This is a genomic window from Acinetobacter sp. CIP 102136 (assembly GCF_000369685.1).
GTDB classification, from domain to species: Bacteria; Pseudomonadota; Gammaproteobacteria; order Pseudomonadales; family Moraxellaceae; genus Acinetobacter; species Acinetobacter fasciculus.
In genome coordinates this window covers 569,920-586,519 of the sequence record NZ_KB850142.1, presented here as the reverse complement: position 1 = coordinate 586,519, position 16,600 = coordinate 569,920, and the positions used below count along the sequence as shown (strand labels likewise).

Genomic DNA, 16,600 nt, shown 5'->3' with positions numbered 1-16,600 from the left:
TAGCGATTCAGCCAGCTCATCACCACTTAAAAATAAACTTGCTTGGTTTTTCAATCCCGTACTGCTCTATTTTTCACCTAAGTCACATAGAGCTATACCAAAAATTGCCAAACCTATACAACAGCTACAAAATCTGCGCTGCTTGCTGTGTTGAAATATTCAGCATCGTATTTACTTGAGATTTCATGATGAAAAAAACAATCACTTTCAGCGGATTGGCTATTTCCGCATTACTGCTTACTGCCTGTGCCTCAAACCCGACTGCTTTGGCCGTTCAAAAGGAAAATAACCAGTATGAGGTGACCGGATTAGGTAAAAATCAACTGACCTCGAAAAACAATGCGATTACTGCGGCCAATAAAGCCTGTGGCTCTCGATCAACCCCAATTATTGTGGATGAAAAGACAGCTTATAACGGCGCTTTAAAAGGCGTGGTCGATGAACAAACAGGTCAGATGATCCAGGCAGCAGCTACCGTTCTCGGGAATATCGCAGGTACCAATACCGGTTTAAACCAAAATGATGATTATCAGACGGTTCTTACATTCCGCTGTCAGGCCAAATAAGCTAATAAACCATAGCGCAATAAAAAACCGCTCTTCAAGAGCGGTTTTTCGATGGTCTGGATTAACAATAACCTTCCAGACGGGTCAAAGGCAATTTTTGACCAATGGCTTTTTCAATTTCTGGCAGATAGAACGCATCATCTTCTGCAAGGAAACTGATACTCACACCACTGGTTCCCGCACGACCGGTACGACCAATACGATGCACATAATCATCCGACTGTTCCGGCAAGGTGAAGTTCACCACATGCGATACACCATCAACATGGATGCCACGACCTGCCACATCCGTTGCAATCATGATGTTATGTTTACCATTTTTGAACTGATCCAGCATTTTAAGGCGTTTGTCCTGAGCAATCTCGCCAGACAGCATCACTACTTTATAGCCATCACGTTTTAAATGGTCATAAAGTTTGCGCACCTGATCACGACGGTTGGCAAAAATCATGACTTTTTCAATCGGCTCATCACGCAAGATTTCTTGCAACAATTTATATTTGTCCGCCTTGGCGACCATATAAACCCGTTGCTCGACATCGGCATTGGTTTTCTTTTCCGGTTCAATTTCAACTGTGACCGGTTCAAATAACCATTGTTGTGCAAGATTCAGCACATCGTAGCTGAAAGTTGCAGAGAACATTAAAGTCTGACGTTGTTCTTTACGCGGCGAGAAACGCACAATGCGCTTTACTGAAGGAATAAAGCCCATATCTAGTAAGCGGTCGGCTTCATCAATGACCAAAAATTCAATCTGATCCAGCCAGACTTCTTTTTGTTCTACAAAATCGATCAAACGACCCGGTGTAGCCACCATAATATCGACAGGCGCTTTATTAAGCTGGTTCTTTTGCTTGTCAAAATCCACACCACCCAGCAAGGTCACCACATTGAGAACAGCATATTTCGCCAGATCCTGTGCATCGCTTTCGATCTGTAACGCCAGTTCACGGGTCGGTGCCAAAATCAGCGCACGTGGCTCACCACGATAGCGTTGTTCCTGAATCGGATTATTTAAGAGATCATTCATGATACTAATTAAAAAGGCAGCAGTTTTGCCTGTACCTGTCTGTGCACGGCCAATGGCATCATGTCCTGCCAGCGTGAATTTCAAAACCTTCTGCTGGATAGGCGTCATGGTGGTAAAGCCTAAAGCATCAATCGCTTTTTTTAGATTGGGATGTAAATTTAAGGTTTCAAAACCAGATGACATAAAGCGGTGCTCTAATTGGGTAATCACTAAGATAGGGATAGTATAAACAAAAAACGCCCCAAGTTATATTGGAGCGTTTTCTTTTTAGCTTAATCCGAAGATTAGTCTAATGGTTGAACTTCTTCAGCTTGAAAGCCTTTTTGGCCTTTAACAACACTGAATTCAACACGTTGGCCGTCACGAAGTGAACGGTGACCGTCACCTTGGATAGCACGGAAATGAACAAATACGTCATCACCGCCGTTACGTTGAATAAAGCCGAAGCCTTTAGTATCGTTAAACCACTTAACTACGCCTTGTTCGCGAGCAGCTGTCATAAGTTAATCCTCATTGAAACTAAAAGAAGGACCACCCGGTGTTGCAAACAGCAGAGCAAACAAGTTTGAAAATATTATTTTTAAGCTTGTAATCATTCTGTAAAACTATCAACAAAATCCCGGTTACATCCATTTATGTAATAGGGTGAAAAACAATCACTTTGTTTATTCAAAGTCCCAAATACGCAACGAGCTTAACATGGGTTTATCACAATTAATAGATTTTTTTTAGCATGTTCTGTTTGATTTAGTTATTTTTTTCATGAAAATTGTCAAAAGACTTTATAAAGTCATTTAGATCTTCTTTTTCTGAAACCAGTTTGGTTCTGGCATCATATTTGCTACTATTTATAGCCTTTTCTGCCATCTAAATAAAACCGCAATGTCCGAATATCCAGCGCAATTCAGCCTTATAGACGCTATGGGAAAACCGTGCCCGATGCCGCTATTAATGTTAAAGCGCGCACTAAAGGCCGGAAATCAGAAAACATTCCTGCTGAAATCATCTGATCCGCATAGCCAGACAGATGTCAGCCGCTATTGTCAGCTGCATCAGCTCAAGCTTGAATTTAAAAAAATTTCTGATACAGAGTTTCACTACTTAATTGAATCTTAAAAATTTTCAATTAAACTGTTGATCTTCACTTTCGTATACTTTTTTACATTTCTCTACCCAAATATCCATTATTTGCGGAGAGATTGGATTAAGATAAAACCTAGTTTAGGGTTATCCCGCACTTCAAGGAGAACACATGAGTGACAGCCGCAATCAGTTAATGCCCCTGTCATTATCGGCGCCAGGTGTCAACCTCGGTGCTTATATCAGCACTGTCAATCAGATTCCGATTTTAACGGCCGAACAAGAAAAAGAGTTGGCTGAACGCTATTATTATGACCAAGATTTAGATGCAGCGAAAATGCTGGTCATGTCGCATTTGCGTTTTGTAGTACATATTGCGCGTAGTTATGCAGGTTATGGTTTGCCACAAGGCGACCTGATTCAGGAAGGCAACCTGGGCCTGATGAAAGCTGTAAAACGTTTTGACCCGAATATGGGCGTACGTCTGGTGTCATTTGCCGTGCACTGGATCAAGGCGGAAATTCACGAATATGTGATCCGTAACTGGCGTATTGTGAAAATCGCCACCACTAAAGCGCAACGTAAACTGTTCTTTAATCTGCGAAGCCTGAAGAAATCATCGAAAAAGTTGACGCTCGCAGAAGCACAGTCTATTGCCAATGATTTAAATGTCACACCAGAACAAGTACTGGAAATGGAAGGCCGTCTGACGGCGTATGATGCGGCTTTTGATGCATCAAGCGATGACGATGATGAAGGTTCCACCCATGTGGCACCAGCGTTATATCTTGAAGATAATCGTTATGACCCGGCTCGTCTGATTGAAAATGAAGACTATGAGGAGCAAAGCACCTCTGCCCTGCATGAAGCCATGGATCAGCTAGATGATCGTTCACGTAATATCTTGCAGCGTCGCTGGCTAGATGACGAGAAATCGACCCTGCATGAGCTTGCAGCGGAATATAATGTTTCTGCGGAACGTATTCGTCAGCTGGAAAAAAATGCCATGGAAAAAATTAAAGTGGCGATGTCATCCAATTAACACCAAATTCTGTTACTGATTTACCTCGAAAAAGCCTTCTTTGATGAAGGCTTTTTTATGTCCGCATTTTGAATTTATGCTAAGGTTGAGCGCAAACTTTATCAGGAAGATCAATTCAAATGTGGATTGCGATTTCAGCACTTAATTTGGCACTTGCAGTCATGCTCGGTGCTTTTGGTGCACATGGTTTAAAAGCGCGGGCGACTGAAGCACAGCTCGGCTGGTGGCAAACGGCAACGGATTATTTTTTCTATCATGCCTTAGGACTACTGATTCTTTCTTTACTGGCGAAAGTCATCCCTGCATTGCCCATTCAATGGAGCTTCGGTCTGATTCAGGTCGGCATTTTACTGTTTTCTGGCTCACTGTATATCATGGCCTTAGGATTACCCCGCGGTTTAGGTGCTATTACGCCCATCGGCGGGGCTTTAATGATTGCCGGATGGTTAATTCTGGCCTGGAATGCTTTAAAATACGCCAGATAAGTTTGAACAACACTTAATCATGGAGGGTTGCTAGAATGATGATTTACATCAATGGCGAACAACAGGAAACTCACTGCAAGAATCTGCTGGAACTGATTCAGAGTATGGCGCTTGAGGGTAAGCGTTTTGCAGTTGAAGTCAATGAAATGATTATTCCTAAAAGCAGATTGGGCGATACGCCAATTTGCGATACAGACAAAATAGAAATTATTCACGCGGTCGGTGGCGGCTAATACTCGGGACAATTATGCAAGATTTATTACAGATTGGTTCACGCCAATTCCAGTCACGCCTTTTGGTAGGCACGGGCAAATACAAAGATTTAAATGAAACTCAGCAGGCCATTGAAACCAGTGGTGCAGAGATTGTCACTGTCGCTATTCGCCGTGTCAATATTGGCCAAGATCCTGACCAGCCGAACCTGCTGTCAGTCATTCCTCCGGAAAAATATACCATTTTGCCGAATACCGCAGGTTGCTTCGATGCCAATAGTGCCGTCCGCACCTGTATGCTGGCGCGTGAGTTGCTCGATGGCCACAATCTGGTCAAACTTGAAGTTTTGGGTGATGAAAAGACACTTTATCCAAACGTAACCGAAACACTGAAAGCTGCGCGCACCTTGATTGACGATGGCTTTGAGGTCATGGTTTATACCTCGGATGATCCGATCGTGGCGCAAGAGCTGGAAAGCATGGGCTGTGTTGCGATTATGCCATTGGGTAGCCTGATTGGTTCTGGTCTGGGCATTCTGAATCCACATACCCTGTCAATCATCAAGGAAAATGCCAAAGTTCCTGTCCTAGTCGATGCCGGTGTCGGTACAGCGAGTGATGCCGCGATTGCGATGGAACTGGGTTGTGATGGTGTACTCATGAATACAGCGATTGCAGCTGCACAAAATCCGGTATTAATGGCATCTGCGATGAAAAAAGCCGTTGAAGCAGGCCGAGAAGCTTTTCTTGCAGGCCGTATGCCGCGCAAGCGTATGGCCAATGCCAGCTCACCGGAAACCGGCTATTTCTTTAAATAAATTTTCATGAACAAAAATAAAGGACTCAATTGAGTCCTTTATTTTTGTTTTTAGTTAAGGAATCAGACCTTCATCACGCATAGCAATCTGTACAGACTGACGTTCTGCCACTTTATTACGGATATGAATAATATTTTTATATGGACTCAAATCATGCTCAATCTGGTTCGACCAGTTGGTCAAGACAAATAGATAGGCATCCGCAGGCCCAAAGTTATCATCCACCAGATAATCATTGTCCGATTCACCAATCGCTTTATCGATATAACTCAATAGTCGATCAATCTCTGCATAGGCTTTTTTCTTTTCATCTTCGGATAACTTGCCACCGAAGAACACCGCATAGGCATCATGTAGTTCAGAGTTCAGATAACCTAACCATTCCAGCACTTTGGCACGTCCCATGCCCGATGGTGGAATTAGATCTTGTTTTGGATCGTGTTGAGCAAGAAACGGTAGAATTGCAACATTTTCTGTCAGGATCAGACCAGGGTTAATTTCTAACGCTGGTACATAGCCTTTAGGATTAACTTCGTAATAATCCGTACCTTTTTCTGTTTTATGTGTTTTTAAATCAACACGTTCCAAATCAAAATCGACATTAATTTCATTTAAAATAATATGTGCTGCCAGTGAGCAGGCACCTGGTGAATAGTAAAGCTTCATTTCTGATCCTTGTTATACACTTCTCAATGTTTTAAATCGCTTCTGACAAACTTTCAAGTGATCAAACCTGTAAATTGCAAAAAAGCGTAACTGTCACCTCAGGGCAGTTACTCATTCAATATTCAGGATATTCCGGGCTTTTGCAAGTCAATCTTGTGTAGATTTTTATCTCTATCTGTTTAACATACACAGGTTTTCCAAATTTAGATGATATTTCGTGATTAGCCTGAAAAAAGAAGAATGGTTTTCCAATATCCGCACAGATGTATTGGCAGGTCTGGTGGTGGGACTTGCCCTGATTCCTGAATCAATTGCCTTCTCTGCCATTGCCGGTGTCGATCCGCAAGTCGGTTTATATGCCTCTTTCTGCATTGCAGTATCCATTGCCTTTTTTGGTGGCCGTCCTGCCATGATCTCTGCGGCTACAGGCGCAATGGCACTTTTGATGATTACCTTGGTAAAAGAACATGGTTTGCAATATCTGTTGGCTGCCACAATTCTGACCGGCATCATTCAGGTCATTGCGGGTTATTTTAAAGTCGCTAAATTAATGCGCTTTGTATCGCAGGCGGTGGTATACGGATTTTTGAATGCCTTGGCGATCCTGATATTTGTGGCACAAATCCCGGAAATTAACCGGATGGATAGCACCGGTTATCTGTTTATTGCGATTGGTCTGGCAATTATTTATCTGTTTCCGTATATCCCGAAAATTGGCAAAGCCATTCCCTCACCTTTAATCTGTATTATCGTATTAAGCGGGTTGGCGCTGTTGTTAAGTGCAGATATGCGTACCGTGAGCGATCTTGGACAATTCCCGGATACTTTGCCAGTATTCCTGATTCCAGAAATTCCACTCAATCTGGAAACCTTGCAAATTATCCTGCCTTATTCCTTTACCTTGGCGACTGTCGGTTTGCTGGAAAGCATGATGACCACTACGGTCATTGATGAAGTGACCGGAACTGAAGGTGACCGTCATCAGGAATGTCGTGGTCAGGGTATGGCCAATATTGTCAGCGGCTTTATGGGCGGGATGGCCGGTTGTGCCATGATCGGCCAGTCAATTATCAATGTGTCTTCAGGGGCACGTACCCGTTTATCGACTCTGGTCGCTGGCGTGTTTCTGCTGTGTCTCGTGGTTTTTTTGAAAGACTGGCTGGCTTATATCCCAATGGCAGCGCTGGTTGCGATCATGATTATGGTGGCATTTACCACCTTTCAATGGGGAGCAATCAAGCAATTCAGCAAACATCCGCTAGAATTTAATACCGTGATGATTGCCGTGATTATTGTCGTGCTTGCCACTCATAATCTGGCGCTTGGTGTATTTGTCGGCGTATTGCTCTCTGCCCTGTTCTTTATTAATAAACTGGAAAGAACCGTACATGTCTATACGCATTTGAATTCGGCTCATTCACGCAGCTACTTTATTTCTGGACAGATATTCTTTAGCAGTTCAGAGAAGTTCTATCAGTTCTTTGATTTTAAAGAGAAGCTTGAGCATGTCGAACTGGATCTGACCCATGCGCATATTTGGGACGTGACTTCGGTCAATATGCTGAATAACGTGATTCAGAAGTTTAAAGCCCAAGGGATAGATGTAAGGGTGATTGGTTTGAATGAAGCCAGCAGTACATTGATCGACCGGTTTAGTAGCTGATGAACGATGATTAATAAAAGAGCCTCAATTGGCTCTTTTATTTTATCTGGAAGATCTTGCCGATTTTTATGGAGAAATACCGAGAAAAGTTTGACTTGCTCGGCTCAGGACTTAAAATACCGCATTCTGAATTTTTAGATTTGCCAAAGTTATGTCGAACGATCAATTAGACCAGCAAGTCGTGGAGCTGGAAAACTTAAGCGAGCACCGTGAAATCGTGACGTTTATGCGCCGCTCAATGCCGCTGAATACCTCTCAACGTACTGCGCTTGAACAATATGGTCACTTAATTTTGGAATATCCAGTCGGTGATTTGCGTCAGCACTTTGAACATCCTGAACGTCCTTTGACTGTAGAAATTGGTTTTGGTATGGGCCGTTCACTGGTATTGATGGCCAAAGCTAATCCTGAACGTAACTTTGTCGGAATTGAAGTCCATGTACCTGGAATTGCGCAGTGCGTGTATGAAGCAGGTATTGAAGGCCTAACGAACTTACGTGTGCTGGATGCTGATGCAATTCAGGTATTACGTGAAATGCCAGACAATAGTATTAATGCAGTTCAGTTATACTTCCCTGATCCATGGCAGAAAAAACGTCATTTTAAACGCCGCTTTGTTTCGCATGACCGTATGCCGCTGGTGGAGCAAAAGCTGGAGCTTGGCGGAACTTTCCATGCTGCAACGGACTGGGAACCGTATGCGGAATGGATGATAGAAGTATTGGAAGAACGTCCACGTCTGGAAAATCTGGCGGGCAAAGGCAATAGCTATCCTCGTCCGGAATGGCGTCCACAAACCAAGTTTGAACGTCGCGGGATTGAAGCAGGTCACAAGATTAATGATTTTATCTTTAAGAAAATTTCTTAATCTAAGACTCAAAAAAAGCGCTGATTATTCAGCGCTTTTTTATGGGAAAAATTTGGCTTTGAACCCTGCTTCGTAGATAAATTATCAGCTTCTTCATTTCTGATGACGCGTGAGAATCTGCTGGCTCAACAACTGATAGACATTTTGTAAATCTTCTCGCTGCATATTGGCTAACATCTGCTGATGCATATTCAAGATATTCTGATCACCACGCATCGCTGGGCCGGTCTGCATTTGTTTGGGATCATTCTGAGTGGCTTTATTGGCAGTTTCCAGCATTAAGGGATACAACAAACTGAAATCGACCTGTTGTACATCAACCACCTGCTTGGCCATGTCATAACAGTAATTGGCAAAATTACAGGCAAATACCGCTGCAAGATGCAAACTGAGACGTTGACTGGAACTATAAGTATAAACACGATTGCTTAGGCTATTTGCCAGTTCTAATAACAGGATTTGGTCCTGTTCATTCACCGCTTCAATCAACAGTGGCGTCTGCTGCCAATCAATCTGGCGTTCGAGACTAAAGGTCTGTAAAGGATAAAATACGCCTGCACGCGCATGCACATTTTTCAGTAAATTGAGATGGGTGCTGCCAGAGGTATGTACGATCAGATTCTGCTGTAGATACGGATGAATCTGTTCAATGACGTTGGCAATCGACTGATCACTGACCGCGATAATGACCAGATCCACCTCATGATCCAGCTGTTGAGGCTGAGCGATGGCCTGAGCGTTGAATTGCTCAGCCAGATATTGTGCTTTTTCTAGGGTTCGACTGTAGATCTGTACGATCTCATGGTGTGCTGACAATACAAGGGCAAGATGATATGCCACTCGCCCTGCCCCAATCATACTGATCCGCATCTGCTGTTCTTCCTGATAAATTACGCACAGCATGCCAATAAATAAAGATTGAGGCAATTGGCCTTGATGTTTCGAATAGACTTTAGAACTTTCGCAGGGTCAGAATCTGTTCACTTCGACCAAAAGGTCCATGAACATCATGCAGAATCCCGCTGGTCAGACCAATACCATCTTCACCATATTGCTGCACCACTTCCAGTCCCAGCCATTTACCCTGCGGCAGACGGTGCATATGAATCTGCAGGTCCAGATTCGGAAATCCCCAACCGGAATTCGGGTCCTGACGTGGCACAATGCCATTGGCCGTATCGACCATACCGAGCAAACGACTAAAGTCTGTCGTCGGTTGACCTTCTACCATGTCCAGCGAATTTCTTAGCCAGACAATGCCCTTGCCTGCACGATGGTCAGCATGTGCCCGGGTTTCAATACTCTGGATATAACCGCCCGGCCAGCAGCGCATACCCTCCCAAACCGGTAAATATTCTGGACTTTCGATCGGAAAATCTTCCACTCCAGCAATGGCCGTGGTATTTGAAGTTAGCATTCTCCACGCGCGTGCCACGATACAGGTTTTACCATTGGCACACATTTCAGCTTCAACCAGTTCAATGGTTTTACCCGGACGGATCATGCGTGTGGTAATCGAAAATTCACCAAAGGCTATCAGGCCAAAAATATCCAGCCCGACCCGACCAATACGCATGTCAGCACGTGGCTGAAACTGTTCCAGTTCGACGCATAGAATACCGGTGGCTGGCGCCATGTGCTGCTCATGCGGATTCCACGCACCTTGTGCATGAATATTAGAACGGTAATAAGCCGTAGTACTGCCATCTGCATGCTGTTCGCGCTGAATAAAACTGTAATATGCCGACATTGTTTTAATACTTCCCTGAATATTCACTTAAACTTTAGAGTTTACAAAAAGTGCTTTTATCTTTATTTTCTGAGCAAAAAGCCATGATAATCCATGATTTGACAATAAATTTTGCACTGTTTAAATCCGACTTTGGTTAAAAGCGCTTTAAAATTATGCGCAGATAACAAGTAAAAATCCTGCTCCAAGCGTTCAATCATCTTGGTACTTTGCGTTACACTCAACCCTGTCTGTTGTGCCATCTTCTGCATAGTTTTAATGTCTTGCTGATCTTCAGGTTGCATCAGATCATAGGTCAATGCAAGACCATTGGTTTTAAGACACTGATAAATAGCCTGAAAAAATCCGTTTTTTTCGGAATTTGGAATGAAATGTGCCACTAGAATGGCCAACGCAGCATCAAACGTATCCGGCTGATTCAAATCTTGGATTGTGCTTTGGATAAGTTGTACCCTTTGTTGATCTATGGAATTCAGATTTTTACTAACCTGTTCCAGCATAGCTGCTGATGGATCAATTGCAGTAAAGGTCCAGTCTGGATGTTGCTCTAATAAATACGACAATTCATAACCTGTTCCGCAACCCACTATTAATATATGTGCGGTTTCTGGGAGTTCAGTGCTGAGAATTGCTTCAATCTGCTGATGCACCAGTTCATAACCGGGAATCAGTTTACGGATATGATCGTCATAACTGGCGACCACGACTTCACTGTGAAAGTTTTTTGCCATATTTTACTCTGATTTTAGATGTTCAGTACATTCATGTATTTCTATTACCAGACCGTCGTGATCAGTAAATTCATTTACAGACATTTTAGAATCTTGCTAAATGTACAACCTCAAACTGCTAGATATATTGAACGTCCATTGCGCAGGTTTTTCGTTACTTTGACGGGGCAAAGTAACCAAACCCTTTTGTTTCACTGATATGGCATCCCTGCCATACAGTGAAACGGCGACATCCATGTCGCCGGGCTCTCTGATGAGTTGCTATTAATTGTTAGCTTTAGGATTAGTTCTAACGTAAAAAATAAAGTTTAAGCAATCTCTTTCAAGTTCAGCTCTTCACGCATAAATTCACGCAATTTGAACTTCTGCGCCTTCCCTGAAGCCGTCATTGGAAATTCCTGGAAGAAACGCACATAGCGCGGCACTTTATTGTGAGAAATATGCTCCTTACAATACTGACGGATGGTTTCTTCAGTACAAGGATCATTTTCATGCAGGATGATGCAGGCACAAAGTTCCTCACCATATTTATGGTCTGGCACCCCAATCACCTGTACATCTGAAACAGCCGGATGGGTATAAAGGAAATCTTCAATTTCTTTCGGGAACAGGTTTTCCCCTCCACGAATCACCACGTCCTTGATTCGGCCCTTGATTTTGACAAAGCCTTCATCATCCATTTCAGCGATATCACCGGTATGCATCCAGCGCGCCGCATCAATCACTTCCTGGGTTTTATCCTGATCTTCCCAATAACCGAGCATCACTGAATAACCACGTACACACAGCTCACCCAATTGGCCGCGTGGAACCACCTTGCCATTTTCATCGACAATTTTAACTTCCAGATGCGGATGTACCCGGCCAACCGTACTGACACGTTGCTCGACACTGTCTGCCGTTGAGCTTTGTGCACTGACGGGTGCGGTTTCAGTCATGCCATAACAAATCGTGATTTCAGACATATGCATCCGTTCAATCACGCGCTGCATAATTTCCTGCGGACATGGACTACCCGCCATAATCCCGGTACGCAGACTGGACAGATCAAACTCGTCAAACTGTTCATGTTCCAGCACCGCAATAAACATAGTCGGCACACCATAAGCCGCGGTACATCTTTCCTGCTGGATGGCTTTTAAGGTTTCCAGCGGATTAAACACGGCAGACGGATAGATCATGGCAGAGCCATGCGTAATACAGGCCAGATTGCCCATGACCATACCAAAACAGTGGAATAAAGGCACTGAAATACAGACACGGTCTTCTGGCCCTAAATGAATGGCTTCACCGACAAAATAACCATTATTTAAAATATTATTATGGGTCAACATGGTGCCTTTCGGATTGCCCGTAGTGCCCGAGGTAAACTGGATATTAATCGTTTCATCAAACTGCAATTCACTGGAGATCTGTTGCAGTTGTTCCAACTCTTGCGCACTAGGCGAGCTTAGTAAATCCTGAAAACGGTGGATGCCGGTATGCTGCTGATCATCAATTTTAATCACATGCTTTAAATGTGGCAGTCGCTCTGCATTAAGGAATTTACCTTCGGTTTCCTGCAATTCCGGTGCAATTTTAGTCAGAATTTCCTGATAGTCCGTCGTCTTAAACTGCGCTGCAATCACCAGTCCCTTACAGGAGACCTTGTTTAGCACATATTCAAGCTCGTTGCTTTTATAAGCTGGATTTAAATTCACCAGAATAATGCCTGCCTTGAAGGCTGCAAACTGGGTAATGGTCCATTCCACACAGTTCGGCGACCAGATCGCCAGACGATCACCTTTTTGCATACCCATTTTCAGCAGCTGACAGGCAAAGGCATTGACTTGTTCCTGTAGCTGCCGGTAACTGAGGCGGATGTTCTGATGCAAACTCACTACCGCATCACGTTCTGCATACCGCTCGCAAGCCTGATCAAATTTTTCACCAATCGTCATGCCCAATAAAGGCTGGCTGCTGGTTCCATAGGCATAGCTTAACCGTACTTGTGTCATTGAATCGATCTCCTTGATTCTTTGTAATTCTGATTTTCAACTTTACTAATTGTTTTATGACCACGACGACCTTGTCTGTGTACCGGTTTTTTGTGTGTTTATGCTTGTAAATTTTCCTCCTGTCCACGTACTGCGTTGACACAAAAATCGGCAATCTGTTTGACAAAGTGATCCTTATACTTCTGATCAAACATGACATTTCGGGACGGATTTAAAGGTTCAATCACGACAAAGGTCATGGCACCAACTACGCCCAACGCTGCCGTATTCAAATCTTCAAATTCGAATTCTCCATTGACCTTTCCTTCGGCCAGAATTTCCTTAATGCTCTGCTTGAGCAGCTGCTTACTGCGAAAACGCTCATGTTCCATTTCCGGATCAACCGGTTCGAACATCAGTGAATACGCCAGTTGGGGGCTATTCATGGCACGCTTGACAAAAGTTGTAACAGATTTTTGCAATTTCAGTTTTGGCGACAAATCTGACTCGGCAATATGGTTCAGGATCCCGACTTCATGCTGAATCGCGGCCGACAAAACCTCGATCAAAATCTGGCTTTTGCTTTCGAAATATCGATAGACCAGCCCTGTAGAAACGCCTGCGCGCTCTGCAATCGCCTGAATCGATGCCTCCTTCAAGCCCCCTTGAATAATCAGTTCACGAGCAGATTCCAAAATCGACAGGCGATTTTGTTCCATTCGTTCCTGCATCAATGATGATCTTTTATAACTCATAAAATTATTCTCAACAAGATAAAATGAATTGTAAATCATTTTGTGAATATAGATTCACTTTTTTATTTTTTCATTGTATGTTAAAACCACAAGCACAACAAAAATGCTTTTTTGGACACAACAAATATAACCTCAGGATGGATGAAGAATGAATTTACAAAGCTTGGATTTCGGTTTGGATGAAACTCTAATAGCGCTTCGTGATTCAGTGGCCGCTTTTTGCGCCAAAGAAATTACCCCGATTGCTCAACAGGTTGACCGTGACAACAAGTTCCCTGCCCACCTTTGGAAAAAGTTTGGCGAGATGGGCCTGCTCGGGCTGACAGTCAGTGAGGAATATGGCGGTTCAAATTTTGGTTATCTGGCGCACATCATTGCCATGCAGGAAATTTCCCGTGCTTCTGCATCCATTGGGCTGTCCTATGGCGCACATTCTAACCTATGTGTAAACCAAATTAAGCGAAATGGTACTGAAGAACAGAAACAGCGTTATCTGCCTAAACTGATTTCAGGTGAATATGTCGGTGCCTTGGCAATGTCTGAACCGAATGCAGGCTCGGATGTGGTGAGCATGAAACTGAAAGCAGAAGACAAAGGCGATCACTACCTGTTGAATGGTTCAAAAATGTGGATCACCAATGGTGGCGATGCCGATGTCCTGGTGGTCTATGCAAAAACCGATTTGCAGGCCGGCGCCAAAGGCATGACCGCCTTTCTGGTTGAAAAAAATATGCCAGGTTTCAGTCATGGCACACATTTGGACAAACTGGGTATGCGCGGTTCAAACACTTATCCGCTGTTTTTTGACAATGTCGAAGTACCCAAAGAAAACGTCATGGGCGGCGTCGGTAATGGCACCAAGGTCTTGATGAGTGGTCTGGACTATGAGCGTGCTGTATTGAGTGCTGGCCCACTGGGGATTATGGATGCCTGTATGGATACCGTGATTCCATATATTCATGACCGTAAACAGTTTGGTCAGGCGCTGGGCGAATTCCAGTTAATGCAAGGCAAAATTGCCGACATGTATTCGACCTGGCTAGCCTGTAAGGCACTGGTTTATGCGGTCGGTGCTGAATGTGACAAAGCTGAGCATAGCCGTAGCCTGCGTAAAGATGCTGCCAGTGCCATTTTATATGCTGCTGAAAAAGCGACCTGGATGGCAGGAGAAACCATTCAGACTTTAGGTGGTAACGGTTATATCAACGAATTTGCTGCCGGCCGTTTATGGCGTGATGCCAAACTGTATGAAATTGGCGCCGGTACTTCAGAAATCCGCCGCATGCTGATTGGCCGTGAACTTTTCAACGAAACAGCCTAAACCTTAACACTTAGAATAAAACAAGGATGTTGGTCATGAATCAGTTATCGAGCAAAATCAATATACGTAGTGAAGAGTTTAAAACCAACCAGACTGCCATGCTGCAACTGGTGGATGACCTAAAACAGAAAATTGAAAAAATTGCTTTGGGTGGTGGCGAAACTGCCCGTCAAAAACATCTGGACCGTGGCAAATTACTCCCCCGTGAACGGATTAATCATTTAATTGATCCAGGCACAGCTTTTTTGGAAATTGGTCAGCTGGCTGCCTATCAGGTGTATCAGGATGATGTTCCTGCCGCAGGTGTGGTCGCTGGTGTTGGTCAGGTCAAGGGTGTGACCTGCATGATCATCGCCAATGATGCTACGGTGAAAGGCGGTACTTATTATCCATTAACAGTGAAAAAGCATTTACGTGCCCAGGAAATTGCCGAACAGAACCATCTGACTTGTATTTATCTGGTGGATTCAGGCGGTGCATATTTGCCTTTACAGGATGAAGTATTTCCAGACCGCGATCACTTCGGCCGTATTTTCTACAATCAGGCACGTATGTCGAGCCAAGGTATCGCCCAAATTGCAGTGGTGATGGGCAGCTGTACTGCAGGCGGTGCTTATGTGCCTGCCATGTCAGATGAAACCATTATTGTCCGCAATCAGGGCACCATTTTCCTAGGCGGCCCTCCTCTAGTTAAGGCAGCTACTGGTGAAGTGGTGTCCAGTGAGGATCTCGGTGGTGGTGATGTGCATACCCGTTTGTCTGGCGTGGCTGATCATCTGGCTGAAAACGATGAACATGCACTTGCGATTGCCCGCAACATCGTGGCCAACCTGAACAAAAAGCCAAACAAGACCGCAGATGAAATCGAAGCGCCGCTGTTTGACAGTTCGGAACTGTACGGCATTGTGCCGAGTGACGCGCGCAAGCCTTTTGATATCCGTGAAGTGATAGCGCGTATTGTCGATGGCTCACGTTTTGACGAGTTCAAGGCACGTTTCGGCACTACCCTGGTGACCGGTTTTGCCAAGCTCTATGGCATGCCGGTCGGGATTATTGCCAATAATGGCATTCTATTTTCCGAGTCTGCCCAAAAAGGCGCACATTTTATTGAACTGTGTACCCAGCGCAATATTCCGCTGATTTTCCTGCAAAACATTACCGGCTTTATGGTCGGTCGCCAGTATGAAAATGAAGGCATTGCCAAAAATGGTGCCAAGCTGGTGATGGCCGTCGCCAACGCCAATGTGCCTAAGTTGACTCTAGTGATTGGCGGTTCTTTTGGTGCTGGCAACTACGGTATGTGTGGCCGCGCCTACTCGCCGCGCTTTATGTGGACCTGGCCAAACTCGCGTATTTCAGTGATGGGCGGTGAACAGGCCTCTAGCGTTTTGTCGACCTTAAAACGTGACCAGATTGAACAGAAAGGCGGCAGCTGGTCAGCTGAAGAAGAAGACCAGTTTAAACAACCAATTCGTGATCAATACGAACGCCAAGGCCATCCTTATTATGCGTCTTCGCGTTTATGGGATGACGGTGTGATTGATCCGGCGCAATCACGTGAGGTTCTGGCTTTAAGTCTAGCTGCAGCCCTGAATGCGCCCATCCAGCCAACCAAATTCGGCGTGTTCCGCATGTAA

The 16,600-nt window shown here is 44.3% G+C and carries 18 protein-coding genes; 10 read left to right on the top strand and 8 right to left on the bottom strand.

Features of this window, described 5'->3' with window-relative positions; genetic code table 11:
* Positions 1–185: 185 nt before the first annotated feature.
* On the top strand, positions 186–566 hold the full coding sequence (locus F893_RS08240; protein WP_005246748.1) for a hypothetical protein: 381 nt from the start codon (positions 186–188) through the stop codon (positions 564–566).
* A gap of 61 nt (positions 567–627) precedes the next feature.
* On the opposite strand, the gene rhlB is transcribed toward F893_RS08240, so the two are convergent.
* Positions 628–1,779: an ATP-dependent RNA helicase RhlB gene (gene rhlB / locus F893_RS08235; RefSeq protein ID WP_005251450.1), complete on the bottom strand. Its 1,152-nt coding sequence runs from the start codon at positions 1,777–1,779 to the stop codon at positions 628–630.
* A 101-nt stretch (positions 1,780–1,880) separates the two neighbouring features.
* Entirely contained in the window at positions 1,881–2,096 is a 216-nt protein-coding gene (locus F893_RS08230; protein ID WP_004280099.1) for a cold-shock protein, read from the bottom strand.
* A 382-nt stretch (positions 2,097–2,478) separates the two neighbouring features.
* Here F893_RS08230 and F893_RS08225 point away from each other — a divergent pair, with 382 nt between their 5' ends.
* The 5 genes from F893_RS08225 (at position 2,479) to F893_RS08205 (ending at position 5,233) form a co-directional block, all read left to right on the top strand.
* Positions 2,479–2,712: a sulfurtransferase TusA family protein gene (locus tag F893_RS08225; RefSeq protein WP_004280100.1), complete on the top strand. Its 234-nt coding sequence runs from the start codon at positions 2,479–2,481 to the stop codon at positions 2,710–2,712.
* Between the two features lie 136 nt (positions 2,713–2,848).
* Complete coding sequence (gene rpoH / locus F893_RS08220; protein WP_004280101.1) at positions 2,849–3,718, top strand: RNA polymerase sigma factor RpoH; 870 nt, start codon at positions 2,849–2,851, stop codon at positions 3,716–3,718.
* 119 nt (positions 3,719–3,837) lie between these two features.
* Positions 3,838–4,203: a DUF423 domain-containing protein gene (locus F893_RS08215; RefSeq protein ID WP_004280103.1), complete on the top strand. Its 366-nt coding sequence runs from the start codon at positions 3,838–3,840 to the stop codon at positions 4,201–4,203.
* A gap of 35 nt (positions 4,204–4,238) precedes the next feature.
* Entirely contained in the window at positions 4,239–4,436 is a 198-nt protein-coding gene (gene thiS, locus F893_RS08210) for a sulfur carrier protein ThiS (protein ID WP_004280105.1), read from the top strand.
* A gap of 14 nt (positions 4,437–4,450) precedes the next feature.
* Positions 4,451–5,233 (top strand): thiazole synthase, encoded by a 783-nt coding sequence (locus tag F893_RS08205; protein ID WP_004280106.1) that lies wholly within the window; start codon positions 4,451–4,453, stop codon positions 5,231–5,233.
* A gap of 54 nt (positions 5,234–5,287) precedes the next feature.
* Here F893_RS08205 and F893_RS08200 read toward each other — a convergent pair whose 3' ends face one another.
* The gene (locus F893_RS08200; RefSeq protein ID WP_004280108.1) at positions 5,288–5,899 is read right to left on the bottom strand and encodes a glutathione binding-like protein; all 612 of its coding nucleotides are present in this window, start codon (positions 5,897–5,899) and stop codon (positions 5,288–5,290) included.
* Positions 5,900–6,116: 217 nt separating this feature from the next.
* On the opposite strand from F893_RS08200, the gene F893_RS08195 reads away from it, so the two are divergent.
* Positions 6,117–7,562 (top strand): SulP family inorganic anion transporter, encoded by a 1,446-nt coding sequence (locus tag F893_RS08195; RefSeq protein WP_004280109.1) that lies wholly within the window; start codon positions 6,117–6,119, stop codon positions 7,560–7,562.
* Between the two features lie 151 nt (positions 7,563–7,713).
* Entirely contained in the window at positions 7,714–8,430 is a 717-nt protein-coding gene (trmB, locus tag F893_RS08190) for a tRNA (guanosine(46)-N7)-methyltransferase TrmB (RefSeq protein ID WP_004280110.1), read from the top strand.
* 93 nt (positions 8,431–8,523) lie between these two features.
* Here the strand turns inward: trmB and F893_RS08185 are convergent, their stop codons facing one another.
* The 5 genes from F893_RS08185 to F893_RS08165 form a co-directional block, all read right to left on the bottom strand.
* Positions 8,524–9,300, bottom strand: coding sequence for a Rossmann-like and DUF2520 domain-containing protein (locus tag F893_RS08185; protein WP_004280112.1), 777 nt, complete (start codon positions 9,298–9,300; stop codon positions 8,524–8,526).
* Positions 9,301–9,382: 82 nt separating this feature from the next.
* Positions 9,383–10,180 (bottom strand): thioesterase family protein, encoded by a 798-nt coding sequence (locus tag F893_RS08180; RefSeq protein ID WP_004280113.1) that lies wholly within the window; start codon positions 10,178–10,180, stop codon positions 9,383–9,385.
* Positions 10,181–10,242: 62 nt separating this feature from the next.
* Positions 10,243–10,911 (bottom strand): class I SAM-dependent methyltransferase, encoded by a 669-nt coding sequence (locus tag F893_RS08175; RefSeq protein WP_004280114.1) that lies wholly within the window; start codon positions 10,909–10,911, stop codon positions 10,243–10,245.
* A gap of 308 nt (positions 10,912–11,219) precedes the next feature.
* Complete coding sequence (locus tag F893_RS08170) at positions 11,220–12,908, bottom strand: AMP-binding protein (protein ID WP_004280116.1); 1,689 nt, start codon at positions 12,906–12,908, stop codon at positions 11,220–11,222.
* A gap of 98 nt (positions 12,909–13,006) precedes the next feature.
* A complete protein-coding gene (locus F893_RS08165) occupies positions 13,007–13,642 on the bottom strand; it encodes a TetR/AcrR family transcriptional regulator (protein ID WP_005251442.1) in 636 nt (211 codons plus the stop codon).
* A gap of 148 nt (positions 13,643–13,790) precedes the next feature.
* On the opposite strand from F893_RS08165, the gene F893_RS08160 reads away from it, so the two are divergent.
* Positions 13,791–14,963 carry an isovaleryl-CoA dehydrogenase gene (locus F893_RS08160; RefSeq protein ID WP_004280119.1) on the top strand — a complete coding sequence of 391 codons (1,173 nt, stop codon included), beginning with the start codon at positions 13,791–13,793 and terminating at the stop codon, positions 14,961–14,963.
* 35 nt (positions 14,964–14,998) lie between these two features.
* Entirely contained in the window at positions 14,999–16,600 is a 1,602-nt protein-coding gene (locus F893_RS08155) for a carboxyl transferase domain-containing protein (RefSeq protein ID WP_004280121.1), read from the top strand.

Coding starts and splice junctions, on each gene's coding strand:
- F893_RS08240 (WP_005246748.1), top strand. CDS start 186: ATGATGAAAAAAACAATCACTTTCAGCGGATTGGCTATTTCCGCATTA.
- rhlB (WP_005251450.1), bottom strand. CDS start 1,779: ATGTCATCTGGTTTTGAAACCTTAAATTTACATCCCAATCTAAAAAAA.
- F893_RS08230 (WP_004280099.1), bottom strand. CDS start 2,096: ATGACAGCTGCTCGCGAACAAGGCGTAGTTAAGTGGTTTAACGATACT.
- F893_RS08225 (WP_004280100.1), top strand. CDS start 2,479: ATGTCCGAATATCCAGCGCAATTCAGCCTTATAGACGCTATGGGAAAA.
- rpoH (WP_004280101.1), top strand. CDS start 2,849: ATGAGTGACAGCCGCAATCAGTTAATGCCCCTGTCATTATCGGCGCCA.
- F893_RS08215 (WP_004280103.1), top strand. CDS start 3,838: ATGTGGATTGCGATTTCAGCACTTAATTTGGCACTTGCAGTCATGCTC.
- thiS (WP_004280105.1), top strand. CDS start 4,239: ATGATGATTTACATCAATGGCGAACAACAGGAAACTCACTGCAAGAAT.
- F893_RS08205 (WP_004280106.1), top strand. CDS start 4,451: ATGCAAGATTTATTACAGATTGGTTCACGCCAATTCCAGTCACGCCTT.
- F893_RS08200 (WP_004280108.1), bottom strand. CDS start 5,899: ATGAAGCTTTACTATTCACCAGGTGCCTGCTCACTGGCAGCACATATT.
- trmB (WP_004280110.1), top strand. CDS start 7,714: ATGTCGAACGATCAATTAGACCAGCAAGTCGTGGAGCTGGAAAACTTA.
- F893_RS08185 (WP_004280112.1), bottom strand. CDS start 9,300: ATGCGGATCAGTATGATTGGGGCAGGGCGAGTGGCATATCATCTTGCC.
- F893_RS08180 (WP_004280113.1), bottom strand. CDS start 10,180: ATGTCGGCATATTACAGTTTTATTCAGCGCGAACAGCATGCAGATGGC.
- F893_RS08175 (WP_004280114.1), bottom strand. CDS start 10,911: ATGGCAAAAAACTTTCACAGTGAAGTCGTGGTCGCCAGTTATGACGAT.
- F893_RS08170 (WP_004280116.1), bottom strand. CDS start 12,908: ATGACACAAGTACGGTTAAGCTATGCCTATGGAACCAGCAGCCAGCCT.
- F893_RS08165 (WP_005251442.1), bottom strand. CDS start 13,642: ATGAGTTATAAAAGATCATCATTGATGCAGGAACGAATGGAACAAAAT.
- F893_RS08160 (WP_004280119.1), top strand. CDS start 13,791: ATGAATTTACAAAGCTTGGATTTCGGTTTGGATGAAACTCTAATAGCG.
- F893_RS08155 (WP_004280121.1), top strand. CDS start 14,999: ATGAATCAGTTATCGAGCAAAATCAATATACGTAGTGAAGAGTTTAAA.